Below are 14904 nucleotides of genomic sequence, written 5' to 3' on the forward strand. Positions count from 1 at the left end.
AGGGGCCTGCGTCTCTCCGGCTTCAGCGGCTCGCCGGCTCGAGCTCCGGCGTCCGCTGCGTCGGCCTGATCCGGGCCGCGATGGCCGAGGCGAGCTGCATCGAGCTGACAGGCTTGCGCAGCACCGACAGATGACCGGATGTCACCTGCCCGGGTGGCATCTGGGTCGCATCGGCCAGCAGGAGGGCGGGAACCGCGCCGAAGCCCTCCACGATCTCGGCAAGGCTCGAGGCGTCCTCGCACAGATCGAGATCGAGCAGGATCAATTCCGGCGTGCGGGGATCGCGCGCCAGCCAGTCACTCAGGCTGGCGAGGCTGGAGAAGCCTACGGGCTCGTAGCCCAGCGCGGCGATCTTCTCCTCGTACATCGGGCGCAGCATGGCATCGCGCTGGGCGATGAGCACGGTCTGCCCGCCTCCCAGCGATACCGTCCCTTCCTCGAAGAAGTGCCGGAGCGGCACCACCGGCTGCCGCACCACCGGAAAATGAAGATCGAAGCGGGTCTGGCCGGGACGGCTCTCGACATGGATGCGTCCCGACATCCCGGTCACGATGCCATGCACCGCGGCAAGGCCGAGGCCGGTGCCGCCGCCACCGGCCCGGGTGGTGAAGAACGGCTCGAAAATGTGCGGCAGCACGCCGGCGGCAATCCCGCTTCCACCGTCGACGACGCTCAGCACCACATAGGAGCCGCACAGCAGCTCGCCATGGGACAGCTGGGCGCGGTTGCGCAGCTCGATGGCCTTCACCGAGATCTGGACGACCCCGCCTTCGCGGGAGGCATGGGCGGCGTTGGTGCAGAGATTCATCACCACCTGCTGGATCTCGATGGGATTGCCGAGCACCGCGGGCAACGCTTCCTGGATGCGGATATCGATGCGGACCTGTTCCAGCACCGACAGCTTCAGCAAGGGCAGGATATCGGCCACCGCCTCGCCGAGGTCGAAGGGCTTGGCGAGGCGTTCGCGCTTGCGGCCGAATGTCAGGATCTGGTCGGTCACGTATTTGGCGCGCTGGGCGCTGGTCACGATTTCCCGGAGATAGTGCCGAAGCTGAACGGTGCCGCGCTTCACCTGCAGGGCCATCTCGGCATAGCCGAGAATGGCGCCGAGGGCGTTGTTGAATTCATGAGCGATGCCGCCAGCCAGCGTACCGATCGCCTCCAGCCGCTGGGCGTGATCGAGGCGTTCCTCCAGCACTTTTCTCTCTTCCCGCGCGAGCCGGGCCGTCAGGTTCTGCGACAGGACCAGGGCGGCATGGGCGTAGAGCCGGGATTCATGCTCATTGGCTCTTGCCCCCGGCTTGCGCCGCTTGATGAGGAACTGGGCGATCGATCGTTCGTTGATCCGCCCCATGATGACGGCGCCGTCGCTGATCTCCATCCGGCTGAGACTGCCGCCGCCGGGGGCCTTCAGGCCGTCATATTCCGTGCTCGCCTCATCCGCCTCGGTGTCGGACGCCGCTGCCGCGACCCGCGGGCCGAACTGCCAGGCGATGGTCTGGACCAGCGTTTCCCCGGCGTCGCCATAGCTGCGTTCCACGGTGAAGTCGTCGGCGTTCACGATGGCGAAGGCGTAGCAGCGGGCATCGAAGAAATCGGCGAAGAGGCCGGCCGATTGATCGAGCGCGACGGATATGTCGTCGCAGCTGTCGTCGAAACGGTGCGCGACCGCCGTCGCGATGTTCTCGAATTCCAGCTGGCGGCGCAGGCGGCGGGTCTGCGTCCGCAGCCGGAAGATCAGCACGGCAATGTAGCTCCACAACATCACCGACACCGAGCCGAGCAGGGCACGGCTCCAGGCCGACTGGGCGCTGACGTCGCCGAACGCTTCGAGGTAGTCCTGCTGCAGCGCCTGGGCAGCCAGCGACGTGTGCGACAGCTGGATGGACTCGATGGTCCGGTCCACCTCGGGAAGCGTGGACAGGAGTATCCTGACATGAGTGGTGAACGAGGCGATGTCTTCCGCCGCGCTCGGTATGGTTCGTTCGAGCTTGTCGAGGCGCTCGCGTATCGTGCGGTCCAGCTCGGGCCCGGGCTGGGCGATGAACTGCATCAGCAGCAGGCCGAGATCGCTGGTGGCCGCCAGCGCCTGGCGGGTCGGCGGATCGGCGTCTTCGTCGAGCGTGTCGAGAGCCCGGAGCGAGAGCGAGAAGGAATTCTGCAACAGGGCGTTGCTGGTCTTGAACATGTCGACCAGCGCCTCATCGGCGTCGATGCCGGTGGAGAGTGCCGTGAGTTCCTCGTCGAGATGCGCCGCTGCTCCGAGGCCCGTTTCGTTGAAAAGCCCCCGGAGCGTCACGACCGAGCCCCTCAGCCGCTGCAGGGAGCCGGCCAGCGGATCATAATTGAGCAGCAGCCCCGCGCGGGCCTGCAGCACGTCGCGCTGCAGCGCGGCGTGATCGGCGTCGATGGCCCGGAGCGAGGTCAGGACGGCTTCGTGCAGCTCGCGCGAGGGCATGCGCCCAACGGCGAGCAGCGCGAAGATGATCGCGCCGGCAAGGAGCAGGCCGACATACCAGGGTTCAATCGTCCTTGTCGGGAAGGGCCTGGAGTTTCTTTCCATCATATTCGCCGGTCAGCGTCTGGAGGAAGGCGACGAGCGACTGGATGTCCGCGGGACTGAGTTGTCGCCCGAGCTGGCTCTCGCCCATGATGGCGACCACCTCCGGCAGCGTCGCGATCCGGCCGTCGTGCAGATAGGGAGCGGTAACGGCGACGTTGCGCAGGCCCGGCACGCGAAACACGCCCTTGTCCTGTTCCCTGCCGGTCAGTGTATAGCGCCCGAGATCGCCATCGCTTTCGGAATCGACGGGTGCGGGATGGGCATAGATGCCGAATTTCTGAAAGAGGTTTCCGCCGAGATTGCTTCCCTGGTGGCATGAGGCGCATCCATAGTCGCGGAACAGCCGGTAGCCTTTCAGCTCCTCGCTGCCGAGGGCGGAAAGATCGCCGTCGAGATAGCGGTCGAAGGCCGAATTCGGGGTCGCGAGCGAGCGCTGGAACGTTGCCAGCGCATCGAGCACCGAGTTGCGGTCCGGCGGGTGGCCATAGGCCTGGGCGAACTGGAGGGCGTATGTCTCGCTTGCCTCCAGCCGGCCGATGATCACCGGCCAGCGTGCGCCCATGAGATTGTCGTCGAGAAGAACCCTCTCGTTCTGCTCCTCCAGCGAGGTGAAGTCGCCTCTCCAGCCCAGCCGGTAATTGCTGCCGACATTGAAGATGGTCGGTGCGTTGAAGCGATGGGTCCGGCCCTGATAGCCGACGGTGCGCTTCATGTTGACGGTGCCGCCCGCCGACAGGACATGGCAGCTGTTGCAGGACAGCTTGTTCATGCTCGAAAGGATCGGATCGGAGAACAGCGCCTCGCCGAGGGCCACCTTCGCGGGATCGAGATTTCCGGGCGCCCGGACCGGCGCGAAGGGTTCGCGAGCGCCCGGCGCGACGGTCGGGCCGGTGCTCGCCGCCGTCGCGGTTCCGACGGCTGCGGCAAGCACGAGAAGGACGAGCACGGTCCGCCGCCTGCCGGCGCGGCGGCGGCCGGGAGAAAGAGCCGGTTTCCGGCGTCGATGTCCACCTGTCGCGGCGCCCATGGCCCGCCATGCTCCCTCATCGACGACGCGGCCTGCGTCGCCTCGACTATGAAGGGCGGACGATGTTGCGCGCATTTCAGCCGTGCGGTTCGGGTTACGGTTGCAACGCCGGCCCGGGCTCGCCATGGGCCCGCACCAAACCGCGCCCATGAAATGACGGCCATGTATCCGGCATGTTTCCACGGAGCGCCGGCGCCGCACGCGCCCGCACGGGCTTGTCGGCAGGGGAGGCCGGCAGGGGAGGCCGAAGGTGTCCCGGCGCCTACCAGCCGGCGTCGGCGGCGCGCCATCTGGCGATGGTTTCCAGCGACACCGGCGGGGTGTCGAGATCGGGTACCACGGCCAGCGCGCCCGGAAATTTCTGGTGGCTGGTATAGACGCTGGGAGTGACCAGCGTCGGCAGGCCGGCGGCGCGGGCGGAATCGAGCCCGTTGCGGGAATCCTCAATGGCGAGGCAGGCGAAGGTCGGCATGCGCAGCTCGTCCAGCACATGCCGGTAGATGTCCGGTGCCGGCTTCTTCGCCGCCACGATGTCGCCGGCGCCGATCACCTCGAAGATGCTCGATGCCGGCGCGCCGAAGGCCGCCTGGAGCAATGCTTCGACATTGGGCAGGCTGGTCGTGGTGGCGATGGCGAGGCGCACGCCCTTGTCGCGCGCTTCCGAGATGAGCCGCAGCACGCCGGGCCGCAGGCGGGCGGCGCCTTCGGCGATGAGCTCCGTGTAGATTTCCGTCTTGGCGGCATGCATCTCCGCCACGCGCTCGAGAGCCTGCGCGCCATCGGGTGGTTGATGGCCGGCGACGAAGGCGCGGATGCGTTCCTTGCCGCCGGTCACGTCGAGCAACTGGCGGTAGAGCGGCCGGTTCCAGTACCAGTCGAGGCCGAAGCGAACGAAGGTCTCGTTGAAGGCCAGCCGATGGATCTCCTCCGTTTCGGCCAGCGTCCCGTCGACATCGAAGATGATCGCCTCGGCGCGCATCGCGTCACGCCGCCTTCGCGCGGGCCTGTTCGCCGGCCGAACGGATGGCGGCAATGTTGGTGCGGTAGCCCTCGATGCCGCCCTTGAATACCGCGGAACCTGCCACCAGCACGTCGGCGCCGGCGGCGACGCAGCGGGCGCCGGTCTCGGGATTGACGCCGCCGTCGATCTCCAGATGGATCGGACGGTTGCCGATCATCGCGCGCAGCCGCTCCACCTTGGGCAGCACGTCGGGGATGAAGGCCTGGCCGCCGAAGCCGGGATTCACCGTCATGGCGAGGATCAGGTCGACCTTGTCGAGAACATACGCCACCACGCTTTCGGGGGTCGCCGGGTTGAGGGCGACGCCGGCCTTCTTGCCGAGAGAGCGGATCACCTGCAGGCAGCGGTCGAGATGGTCGGTCGCCTCGGCCTGGACGGTGATGATGTCGGCACCGGCCTTGGCGAAGGCTTCGAGATAGGGCTCCACCGGCGAGATCATCAGGTGCACGTCGAAGACCTTGTCGGTGTGCGGTCGCATCGCCTTGATGACATCCGGCCCGAAGGTGATGTTCGGCACGAAATGGCCGTCCATCACGTCGAGATGGATCCAGTCGGCGCCGGCCGAGACGACGTCGCGCACTTCCTCGCCAAGCCGGGCGAAGTCGCTGGCGAGCATCGAGGGGGCGATCAGCGGGGAGGTCATGTCCATTCTCCTGATGAGGACCGTCGTCCCCGGGCTCGGCCGGGGATCCACGTCTTGGGGAATGCCGGTCGCGTGCGAAGGCTCGTTGGCCGGCACTCAGGCCTTCAGCGGCGGATAGCTGTCGATGCCGCCGGCGAAGACACGGCTCGCCAGAATGTCGCCGGCCTCGATCGTCACGAGATCCTCGGCGGTGACCGGCTTGCCGGCGGCGAACAGGCGGTTGGCCTGGCGCAGCCGGGCGCGGTCGAGCGCGTTGCGCACCGAGCGGCCATTGGCGAAGTGCGGCTGCACGGCCCGGAGCTCGATATAGCGCGTGAAGGCCTCGCCGGCATCGGGGGCGAGCTTGTAGTTCATGCCCGCCAGGATGCGCTCGCCGATGGCGAACAACTCGCCCTGCGAATAGTCGGGGAAGTCGATGTGGTGGGCGACGCGGGAGCGGAAGCCCGGATTGGCCATGAAGAAGCGCTCCATGCGGTCGGCATAGCCGGCGAGGATCACGACGAGGTCGTCGCGTTGGTTCTCCATCACCTGCAGCAGGATCTCGATGGCTTCCTGGCCGTAGTCGCGCTCGTTCTCGGGACGATAGAGATAATAGGCCTCGTCGATGAACAGCACGCCGCCCATGGCCCGCTTGAGGATCTCCTTGGTCTTCGGCGCGGTGTGGCCGATGTACTGTCCGACCAGATCGTCGCGGGTGACGGTGACGAGATGGCCTTTGCGGACATAGCCGAGCCGGTGGAGGATCTCCGCCATGCGCAGCGCCACGGTGGTCTTGCCGGTGCCGGGATTGCCGGTGAAGCTCATATGCAGGGTCGGGCTCACCGCGTTCAGCCCGAAGCGGGCGCGGGCGCGGTCCACCAGCAGCAGCGCGGCGATCTCGCGCAGGCGCTGCTTCACCGGCGCGAGGCCGACAAGGTCGCGGTCGAGCTCGTCGAACACCTCCGCGAGGCCGGATTCATCGAACTCCGCAGCAAGATCCACGGCCTCGCCGGAACCGGTCGTCTTAACGTCGTCCATCACAGCATCCATGGCGCTTGTCTCCATTCCGCCTTGTCCCGGCCATGCAGGAACCTGCCGGCCGGCAAGGGCCATCCCGCCCGCCGCCGCGCGCAGGTGGCAGCCGGCGGATGATCGAAGAAAGAGACCGGTCCGGGAGCGCGGGATCCCGGACCGGTCGGTTCGCTGCCGTGGGAGGAACGGATCGATCAGCGAACCAGTTGGTCATGAAGACGAACCTGCACGGTTGTCTTCAGTAGCGGGCGCCCTCGGGGCGCTGGGCGGCATAGGAACGGGTGGTGTAGCGGATGGCGCGGCCGTCCACTTCCTGCCGCTCCAGGGAGAAGCCGGGCTCCTCCGCCGGGCGGTCGGTGATGAAGGACAGGCGCAGCGATTCCCACGTATGGGTCGAGTCGAAGGCGCTGACGCGGATGTAGTTGTGTCCGGCATGCGCCTTGCGGCACTCGTTCAGCTCGAAAAGGATGCCGGCGGCGTCCTTCACGTCGAACATCGGCATGCCCCACATCTCCCAATAGGTGTTGCGGGGGTGGGGATCGTCGGTGAACTCGATGTTCACCGCCCAGCCCTTGTCGATGCAGTACTGGATCTGCTTGGCGATCTGCTCGTCGGTCAGATCGGGCAGGAAGGAGAAGGCTCCCTGGGTCAGTCGCATGGTGGTCTCCTAAAGGCCGTAACAGCCATTGTGGTTGTCGTCCCCGGACTTGTTCCGGGGATCCACGTCTTCGGCCTCCCCAGGCGGGAGGGCGTGGATGGCCGGGCCTGGCCCGGCCATGACGGCGAGGAATGCCGGACTGGATTCACTCGGCCGCGGTGACCTGCGGGACGAAGTCGGGGGTGTCGGTCGAGGAGTAGTTGAAGGTGACGTCCTTCCAGGTATCCAGCGCCTGCTTGAGCGGCAGGCAGTGCTTGGAGGCGGCCTTCAGGATCTCCGGCCCTTCGTTCACGATGTCCCGGCCCTCGTTACGGGCGAGGATCATCGCTTCCAGCGCAACGCGGTTGGCGATGGCGCCGGCCTGGATACCCATCGGGTGACCGATGGTGCCGCCGCCGAACTGCAGCACCACGTCCTCGCCGAGCAGGTCGATCAGCTGGTGCATCTGGCCGGCATGGATGCCGCCGGAAGCCACCGGCATCAGCTTGCGGGTCGAGGCCCAGTCCTGGTCGAAGAAGATGCCGTGCGCGAGGTTCTGCGGCACGAAATCCTCACGGCAGAGGTCGTAGTAGCCCTTGGTGGTGTGGGGGTCGCCTTCCAGCTTGCCCACCACGGTGCCGGCATGGATATGGTCGACGCCGGCGAGGCGCATCCACTTGGTGATGACGCGGAACGACACGCCGTGGCTCTTCTGCCGCGTATAGGTCGAGTGGCCGGCGCGGTGAAGGTGCAGGATCATGTCGTTGCGCCGCGCCCACTTCGCCATGGACTGGATCGCGGTGTAGCCGATGATCAGGTCGATCATCACGATGGTCGAGCCGAGCTGCTTGGCGAATTCGGCGCGCTCGTACATCTCCTCCATGGTGCCGGCGGTGACGTTGAGATAGGTGCCCTTGATCTCGCCGGTCGAGGCCTGCGCCTTGTTCACCGCCTCCATGCAGTAGAGGAAACGGTCGCGCCAGTGCATGAAGGGCTGCGAGTTGATGTTCTCGTCGTCCTTGGTGAAGTCGAGGCCGCCCTTGAGCGCCTCATAGACCACGCGGCCATAGTTGCGGCCGGACAGGCCGAGCTTCGGCTTCACCGTGGCGCCCAGCAGCGGGCGGCCGAACTTGTCGAGGCGCTCGCGCTCCACGACGATGCCGGTCGCCGGGCCGTCGAAGGTCTTCACATAGGCCACCGGCAGGCGCATGTCCTCGAGGCGCAGCGCCTTGAGCGGCTTGAAGCCGAACACGTTGCCGATGATCGAGGCCGAAAGGTTGGCGATCGAGCCGTTCTCGAACAGATCGAGGTCGTAGGCGATGTAGGCGAAGTAGGAGCCGGGCGTGTTCGGCACCGGATCGACGCGGTAGCACTTGGCGCGGTACTTGTCGTGAGCGGTAAGACGGTCGGTCCACACCACCGTCCACGTGGCGGTGGAGCTTTCGCCGGCGACCGCCGCCGAGGCCTCGATCGGATCGACGCCGTCCTGCGGGGTGACGCGGAACAGGGCGATGACGTCGGTGTCCTTCGGCTCGTAATCGGGCTCCCAGTAGCCCATCTTACGGTATTCCATGACGCCGGCGCTGTAGCGGTCGCGCTTCTTCTCGGTGGGCTTGGTGGTTTCGAGCGTGGTCATCGGGCTACTCCCATGGCTCTCCCGTCGACGCGCAGCGGTGCTGGCGCCTGGGGTCTTCGTCATTGATTCGTCGTCGGGACCCCTCAGCGGAGGGGATGGTTCACTCCGCCGCTACCTTGGCGCCACCGATCACCGGATCGAGCGCGCCCGAGGCATAGCGCTTGGCCATTGCCGCGAGCGGCAGGACCTTGATTTTCGAGGCATTTCCGGCGGTGCCGAACTGCTCGAAACGTTCCCGGCACAGGTCGCGCATCGCGTCCATCGCCGGCTTCAGGAATTTGCGCGGGTCGAATTCCGACTTGCTGGCCTGCGCCACCTTGCGGAACTGCGCGGTCATGGCGAGGCGGCAGTCGGTATCGATGTTCACCTTGCGCACGCCGTGGCGAATGCCGCGCACGATCTCTTCCACCGGCACGCCCCAGGTCTGGGGCATCTCGCCGCCGGAGGCGTTGAACAGGTCCTGCAGCGCCTGCGGCACCGAGGAGGAGCCGTGCATCACCAGATGCACGCTCGGCAGGCGACGATGGATCTCCTCGATCACGTTCATGGCGAGGATGTCGCCGTCCGGCTTGCGCGAGAATTTGTAGGCGCCGTGCGAGGTGCCCATGGCGATGGCGAGCGCGTCGACCTTGGTGCGGGCGACGAAATCCACCGCCTGGTCCGGGTCGGTCAGCAGCTGGTCGTGCGACAGCGCGCCTTCCGCGCCGTGGCCGTCCTCCTGCTCGCCGGCGCCGTGCTCCAGCGAGCCGAGCACGCCGAGCTCGCCTTCCACCGAGGCGCCGACCCAATGCGCGGCATCGACGACGCGGCGGGTAATGGCGACGTTGTAGTCGTAGTCCGCCGGCGTCTTGGCGTCTTCCTTGAGCGAGCCGTCCATCATCACCGAGGTGAAGCCGTGCTGGATGGCGGACAGGCAGGTCGCCTCGTTGTTCCCGTGATCCTGATGCATGCAGATCGGGATGGAGGGGTACATCTCGACCAGTGCGTCGATCATCCGCGAGAGCATGATGTCGCCGGCATAGGAGCGGGCACCGCGGCTCGCCTGCATGATGACGGGAGCGTCGACGGCCTGGGCCGCCTCCATGATGGCGATGCCCTGCTCCATGTTATTGATGTTGAAGGCGGGCACGCCGTAGCCGTTTTCGGCCGCGTGGTCGAGAAGCTGGCGAAGGGTGATACGGGCCATTTTCCGTCTCCTCAGGCGCAGGTCAGGAGGTCGCAGGCGGCGGCGACCACCCCCTCCGGCGTGATGCCGAAATGTTCGTACAGGGCCGGCGCGGGGGCGGAGGCGCCAAAGCCCTCCATGCCGACGAAGCGGCCACGGTCGCCGATCCAACGGTCCCAGCCGAGCCGGGCGGCGGCCTCGATGGCCACGCGCGGCGCCGTGCCGAGCACCTGGCGGCGGTAGTCCTCGCTCTGCTTCTCGAACAGCTCCCAGCAGGGCATCGACACGATGGCGGCGTCGACGCCCTTGGCCGCGAGCAGTTCGGCGGCCTTGAAGGCGATGTCGAGTTCCGAGCCCGTCGCCAGCAGCGTGACGTCGCGCCACTTCTGCGGCTTGCGCACCACATAGGCGCCGCGTGCGCTCAGATTGTCGGCGGTGTGCTCGGTGCGGAAGGTCGGCAGGTTCTGCCGCGACAGGGCGAGCACCGTGGGGGTGCCTTCCGAGGCGAGGGCGATCTGCCAGGCTTCCAGGGTTTCCACTGCATCGGCCGGTCGGAACACCTGCAGGTTGGGCGTCGCCCGCAGCATGGCGAGATGCTCGATCGGCTGGTGCGTCGGACCGTCTTCGCCGAGGCCGATGGAGTCGTGCGTCAGCACATAGACGACGCGCTGGCCCATCAGGGCGGAGAGGCGGATGCCGCCGCGGGCGTAATCCGAAAACACCAGGAAGGTGCCGCCATAGGGAATGAACCCCTTGTGCAAGGCGATGCCGTTCATCACCGCGCTCATCGCGTGCTCGCGGATGCCGTAATGAATGTAGCGGCCGGCATATTTGCAGGGGGCGACCGAGGCGAGGCCCTTGGTGAGGGTGAGGTTGGAGTGGGTGAGGTCGGCAGAGCCGCCCACCGTCAGATCGGTGGCCTCGTTGATCACCGCCAGCGCCATTTCGGATGCCTTGCGGCTCGCGACATTCGGGGCGCTTTCGGAAAGGCTGCGCTTGTAGGCGAGCAGCTTCTCGTCGAAATCGGCCGGCAGCTTGCCGGCGATGGCCGCCTCGAAGGCCTGGCGCTTGTCGGAAGCCTGCAGGCGGTCTTCCCAGGCCGCGCGCGCCTCGCGGCCGCGATCGGCGATCTGTTCCCAGGCCGAGCGGATGCCGGCCGGGATCTCGAAGGGAGCCGACGACCAGCCGAGCCGGTCGCGGGCACCTTCGATCTCGGCCGCGCCGAGCGGGGCGCCGTGCACCGCCTCGGTGCCGGCCTTGTTGGGCGCGCCATAGCCGATGGTGGTGCGGCAGGCGATCAGCGAGGGGCGCTTCGAGTTGCGCGCCTTGGCGATGGCGTCGATCAGCGCGTGGTGCGAATGGCCGTCGACCCGGAACACGTCCCATCCCGCGGCTTCGAAGCGCGCCAGCTGGTCGGTGGAGGTCGACAGCGAGGTCGAGCCGTCGATCGAGATGCCGTTGTCGTCCCACAGCAGGATCAGTTTGCCGAGCTTGAGATGCCCGGCGAGGTCGATCGCCTCATGGGAGATGCCTTCCATCAGGCAGCCGTCGCCGGCAATGACATAGGTGTAGTGGTCGACCAGCTCGTCACCGAAGCGGGCATTCATCATGCGCTCGGCGAGCGCCATGCCGACCGCGGTGGTCAGCCCCTGGCCGAGCGGGCCGGTCGTGGTCTCGACGCCGAGCGTGTGGCCGTATTCGGGATGGCCGGCCGTGCTCGAGCCCAGCTGGCGGAACCGCTTGATCTGCTCGATGTCCATGTCGGCATAGCCGAGCAGGTGGTTGATCGAGTAGAGCAGCATCGAGCCATGGCCGGCGGAGAGCACGAAGCGGTCGCGGTCCGGCCAGTGCGGGCGGGTCGGATCGATCTTCATGAAGCGGGTGAACAGCACGGTCGCCGCGTCGGCCATGCCCATGGGCATGCCGGGATGACCGGACTTCGCCTTCTCGACCGCGTCCATGGTGAGCGCGCGCAGCGCGTTGGCCATGTCGGCATAGGGGATTTCGGTTGCCCCTTCCTGCGGGCACAGGACCGGAACGGTGGTCTTGGTCAGCATGGTGTCCTCCGGGGTCACGCGGCACGCCGCTTCTTGTCGACGAGGTTGAGGATCATCGGGGTGAGGATCAGCTGCATCGCGATGTCGAGCTTGCCGCCCGGGATCACGATGGAGTTGGCGCGGCTCATCCAGCTGCCCTGGATCATCGAGAGCAGGTAGGGGAAGTCGATGCCGCGCGGGCTCTTGAAGCGGATCACCACGATCGATTCGTCGGCCGTGGGAATCCAGCGGGCGATGAACGGGTTCGAGGTGTCGACCGTCGGCACGCGCTGGAAGTTGATGTCGGTATAGGTGAACTGCGGGCAGATATAGTTCACGTAGTCCGGCATGCGGCGCAGGATGGTGTCGGTCACCGCCTCGGTGGAATAGCCGCGATGCGAGCGGTCGCGATGGATCTTCTGGATCCATTCGAGATTGATGACCGGCACCACGCCGATCTTCAGATCGGCATAGCGGGCGACATCGATATTGCCGCTCACCACGGCGCCGTGCAGGCCTTCGTAGAAGAGAAGGTCGGTCGGCGTGGGAATGTCTTCCCAGGCGGTGAAGGTGCCCGGCGGGCCGCCGAATTCCTCGGCCTCCTTGGCGTCGTGCACATAGTGGCGGGTCTTGCCGGTGCCGGTCTGGGCGTAGGAGCGAAAGGTCTCCTCCAGCTCCTCGAACAGGTTCGAATCCGGTCCGAAGTGGCTGTAGTGATTGTTTCCGCGGCCAGACTCCTCGGCCATGACGCGCTTCATCTCGGCGCGGTCGTAGCGGTGGAAGGCATCGCCCTCGATATAGGCGGCGACGACTTCCTCGCGCCGGAAGATCTGTTCGAAGATGCGCCGCACCGAGGTCGTGCCGGCGCCGGAGGAGCCGGTGACGGAGATGATGGGATGATGGATCGACATGCCGTCCTCCTTACGCCCGCAGCAGGCCGCGCCGTCCGAAGAGCGGCGAGCGTTCGGGAAGCTGGCTGGGATCGCTGTGATAGCGGCCGATCCGATCGACTTCCGCCCGCGAGCCGAACACCAGCGGGATGCGCTGGTGGAGTTCGGAAGGGATGATGTCGAGGATGCGTCGGCGCCCGTCGGTGGCGCTGCCGCGCGCCTGCTCCATCAGGAAGGCGATGGGGTTGGCCTCGTAGACCAGCCGCAGGCGGCCGTTCGCGTAGCCCTTGCGGGCGTCGCCGGGATAGAGATAGACGCCGCCGCGGGTGAGGATGCGGAAGGCCTCCGCCACCATCGAGGCCGTCCAGCGCGTGTTGAAGTCCTTGCCGCGCGGGCCGTCGGCACCGGCCTGGCAATCCTCGACATAATAGCGGATCGCGTTGTCCCAGTGGCGGGCATTGGAGCCGTTGATGGCGTATTCCGTCGTCTCCGGCGGGATGATGACGCTGTCGCGGACCTTCAGGAAAACCGGGTTCCGCAGGACCGGGTCCTGCATCTTGACGAAGTGCATCGAGGCCGGATCGAGAATGAAGATGTGCGTGCCGGCACCGAGCGTGAGCACGAGCGCGACCTGCGGGCCGTAGACCAGGAAGCCGGCGGCGAGCTGGCGCGAGCCCGGCTGCAGCAGCGCGTTGGGGCCGGTAAAGGGCAGGATCGAGAAGATCGTGCCGACCGAGATGTTGATGTCGATGTTGGACGATCCGTCCAGCGGATCGACCGCGACCGCCAGCGTGCCGCGCGGATCGAGGGCGACCGGCTCGGGTAGCTCTTCCGAGCCCAGCACGGCGACCGGCGCCGTGCGCAGGGCCTTCATCACCAGCTGGTCGGCGAGGACGTCGAGCTCCTTCTGGCTGTCGCCGTCCTCGTGATAGCCGCGCACCGCGGCCATGGCGCCGGCGAGCGGGCCGGCGGCGATAAGCTCGGATATGGCGATGCCGGCGCTTGCCAGGGCAAGCACGGTCTCGGCGACTCCCTGACGCAGGGAATCGGTCTCGGCCCACCTCTCGAGGTGGTCCTGCAATGTCTCGTGTGTCACGGCGTTTCCCCGGTGTTCGATTGGGTCTTCGGACCTTTTGGCGTTTCGTTTCCGTATGGCCTTCGAGTGGGGGACCCGAAGCGGCGGACGCCTTTATTGAGGTCACCTTGCCTCACTTTCCAGCGTAAGGAAATTCGAATATTCTTTTCTAGGTTTTTAGTACTTCTGAATGCTGGAATACATCATGCGGAATGTCACGCTGAAGCAGTTGCGCGCCCTGGCCGCGGTGATCGATACCGGTACTGTGACGGCCGCGGCGCGGCAGCTGAACGTCACCCCGCCGGCGGTCACCATGCAGGTCCAGCTGCTCGAGGAATTGCTCGGCCTGCCGCTGCTCGATCGCGCCGGCGAGCGTTTTCAGCCGAGCGATGCCGGCCGCGAGGTGCTCGCGGCCACGGCTCGCATCGAGCGGGCTCTCGCCGATTGCGGCGCCTCTCTCGATGCGATGAAGGGGCTGGATGCCGGGCGGGTCTGCGTCGGCATCGTCTCGACGGCCAAATATTTCGCGCCCAACGCGCTGGGCGTCTTCGCCCGCTCCCATCCCGGCATCGACGTGGCGCTGGTGGTCGGCAACCGGGAGGAAATCATCGCGGCGCTGAGGGGCGACGTGATCGACGTCGCCATCATGGGGCGGCCGCCGCTCGACATCGAGGTGGACAAGACCCTGCTCGGCCCTCATCCGCACGTCATGATCGCGCCTATCGACCATCCGCTGCTGGGGCGGCGAATCGCCCCGGGCCTGCTCGGCGGATCGACCTTCCTCGTACGCGAGCCGGGGTCGGGCACGCGCACGCTGATGGAGCGATTCTTCCAGGATGCCGGGGTGGAGCCGAAGATCGGCATGGAGATCGGCTCGAACGAGACCATCAAGCAGGCGGTGATGGCGGGGCTCGGCCTGTCCTTCATCTCCGCCCACACCATCGCGGCGGAGGTGGCGGACGGCCGGCTCGCCGTGCTCGACGTCGAGGGCATGCCGGTGGTGCGGCAGTGGTTCGTGGTGAAGCGCTCGGCGAAGCGGCTGACACCGCCGGCGGCCGCGCTGAACGACTTCCTCGCCAATCGCGGCTCCGAATTCCTGCCGCGCCCTATCGCGCCCACCGCGGCGCGAATCCCCGTCGCCGGCTAGGGCGGCGGGGCCGCGCTTCCGCGAAGGGTCTTTCCGGGCGAGGGACGCGGAGC

General features: G+C 66.9%; 12 protein-coding genes. 1 reads left to right on the plus strand and 11 read right to left on the minus strand.

The window, feature by feature from the left end; translation table 11 throughout:
- Nucleotides 1-22: 22 nt before the first annotated feature.
- From KHC19_RS17505 to KHC19_RS17555, 11 genes are all read right to left on the minus strand, one after another.
- Nucleotides 23-2566 carry a two-component system VirA-like sensor kinase gene (locus KHC19_RS17505; protein ID WP_213353774.1) on the minus strand — a complete coding sequence of 848 codons (2544 nt, stop codon included), beginning with the start codon at nucleotides 2564-2566 and terminating at the stop codon, nucleotides 23-25.
- Nucleotides 2523-3716, minus strand: a complete 1194-nt coding sequence (locus tag KHC19_RS17510) for a cytochrome-c peroxidase (protein WP_246549067.1) — start codon at nucleotides 3714-3716, stop codon at nucleotides 2523-2525. The genes KHC19_RS17505 and KHC19_RS17510 overlap by 44 nt, the downstream gene beginning before the upstream one ends.
- Before the next feature lie 136 nt (nucleotides 3717-3852).
- On the minus strand, nucleotides 3853-4569 hold the full coding sequence (locus tag KHC19_RS17515; protein ID WP_213353776.1) for an HAD family hydrolase: 717 nt from the start codon (nucleotides 4567-4569) through the stop codon (nucleotides 3853-3855).
- A gap of 4 nt (nucleotides 4570-4573) precedes the next feature.
- Nucleotides 4574-5254: a ribulose-phosphate 3-epimerase gene (gene rpe / locus KHC19_RS17520; protein WP_213353778.1), complete on the minus strand. Its 681-nt coding sequence runs from the start codon at nucleotides 5252-5254 to the stop codon at nucleotides 4574-4576.
- Between the two features lie 96 nt (nucleotides 5255-5350).
- A complete protein-coding gene (gene cbbX / locus KHC19_RS17525) occupies nucleotides 5351-6271 on the minus strand; it encodes a CbbX protein (protein WP_213353780.1) in 921 nt (306 codons plus the stop codon).
- A 232-nt stretch (nucleotides 6272-6503) separates the two neighbouring features.
- Nucleotides 6504-6923, minus strand: coding sequence for a ribulose bisphosphate carboxylase small subunit (locus KHC19_RS17530; RefSeq protein WP_213353782.1), 420 nt, complete (start codon nucleotides 6921-6923; stop codon nucleotides 6504-6506).
- Nucleotides 6924-7068: 145 nt separating this feature from the next.
- A complete protein-coding gene (locus KHC19_RS17535; protein ID WP_213353784.1) occupies nucleotides 7069-8538 on the minus strand; it encodes a form I ribulose bisphosphate carboxylase large subunit in 1470 nt (489 codons plus the stop codon).
- 100 nt (nucleotides 8539-8638) lie between these two features.
- A complete protein-coding gene (gene fba / locus KHC19_RS17540; protein WP_213353786.1) occupies nucleotides 8639-9724 on the minus strand; it encodes a class II fructose-bisphosphate aldolase in 1086 nt (361 codons plus the stop codon).
- Nucleotides 9725-9735: 11 nt separating this feature from the next.
- The gene (gene tkt, locus KHC19_RS17545; RefSeq protein WP_213354222.1) at nucleotides 9736-11691 is read right to left on the minus strand and encodes a transketolase; all 1956 of its coding nucleotides are present in this window, start codon (nucleotides 11689-11691) and stop codon (nucleotides 9736-9738) included.
- An 83-nt stretch (nucleotides 11692-11774) separates the two neighbouring features.
- On the minus strand, nucleotides 11775-12650 hold the full coding sequence (locus tag KHC19_RS17550; protein ID WP_213353787.1) for a phosphoribulokinase: 876 nt from the start codon (nucleotides 12648-12650) through the stop codon (nucleotides 11775-11777).
- A 10-nt stretch (nucleotides 12651-12660) separates the two neighbouring features.
- Nucleotides 12661-13725, minus strand: coding sequence for a class 1 fructose-bisphosphatase (locus tag KHC19_RS17555; RefSeq protein ID WP_213353789.1), 1065 nt, complete (start codon nucleotides 13723-13725; stop codon nucleotides 12661-12663).
- 184 nt (nucleotides 13726-13909) lie between these two features.
- Between KHC19_RS17555 and KHC19_RS17560 the strand changes: the two genes are divergently transcribed.
- Complete coding sequence (locus KHC19_RS17560) at nucleotides 13910-14851, plus strand: LysR family transcriptional regulator (RefSeq protein ID WP_213353791.1); 942 nt, start codon at nucleotides 13910-13912, stop codon at nucleotides 14849-14851.
- The last annotated feature ends 53 nt before the right edge of the window (nucleotides 14852-14904 follow it).

It is taken from the genome of Ancylobacter oerskovii, from assembly GCF_018390555.1.
In the GTDB taxonomy this organism is placed as follows: Bacteria; Pseudomonadota; Alphaproteobacteria; order Rhizobiales; family Xanthobacteraceae; genus Ancylobacter; species Ancylobacter oerskovii.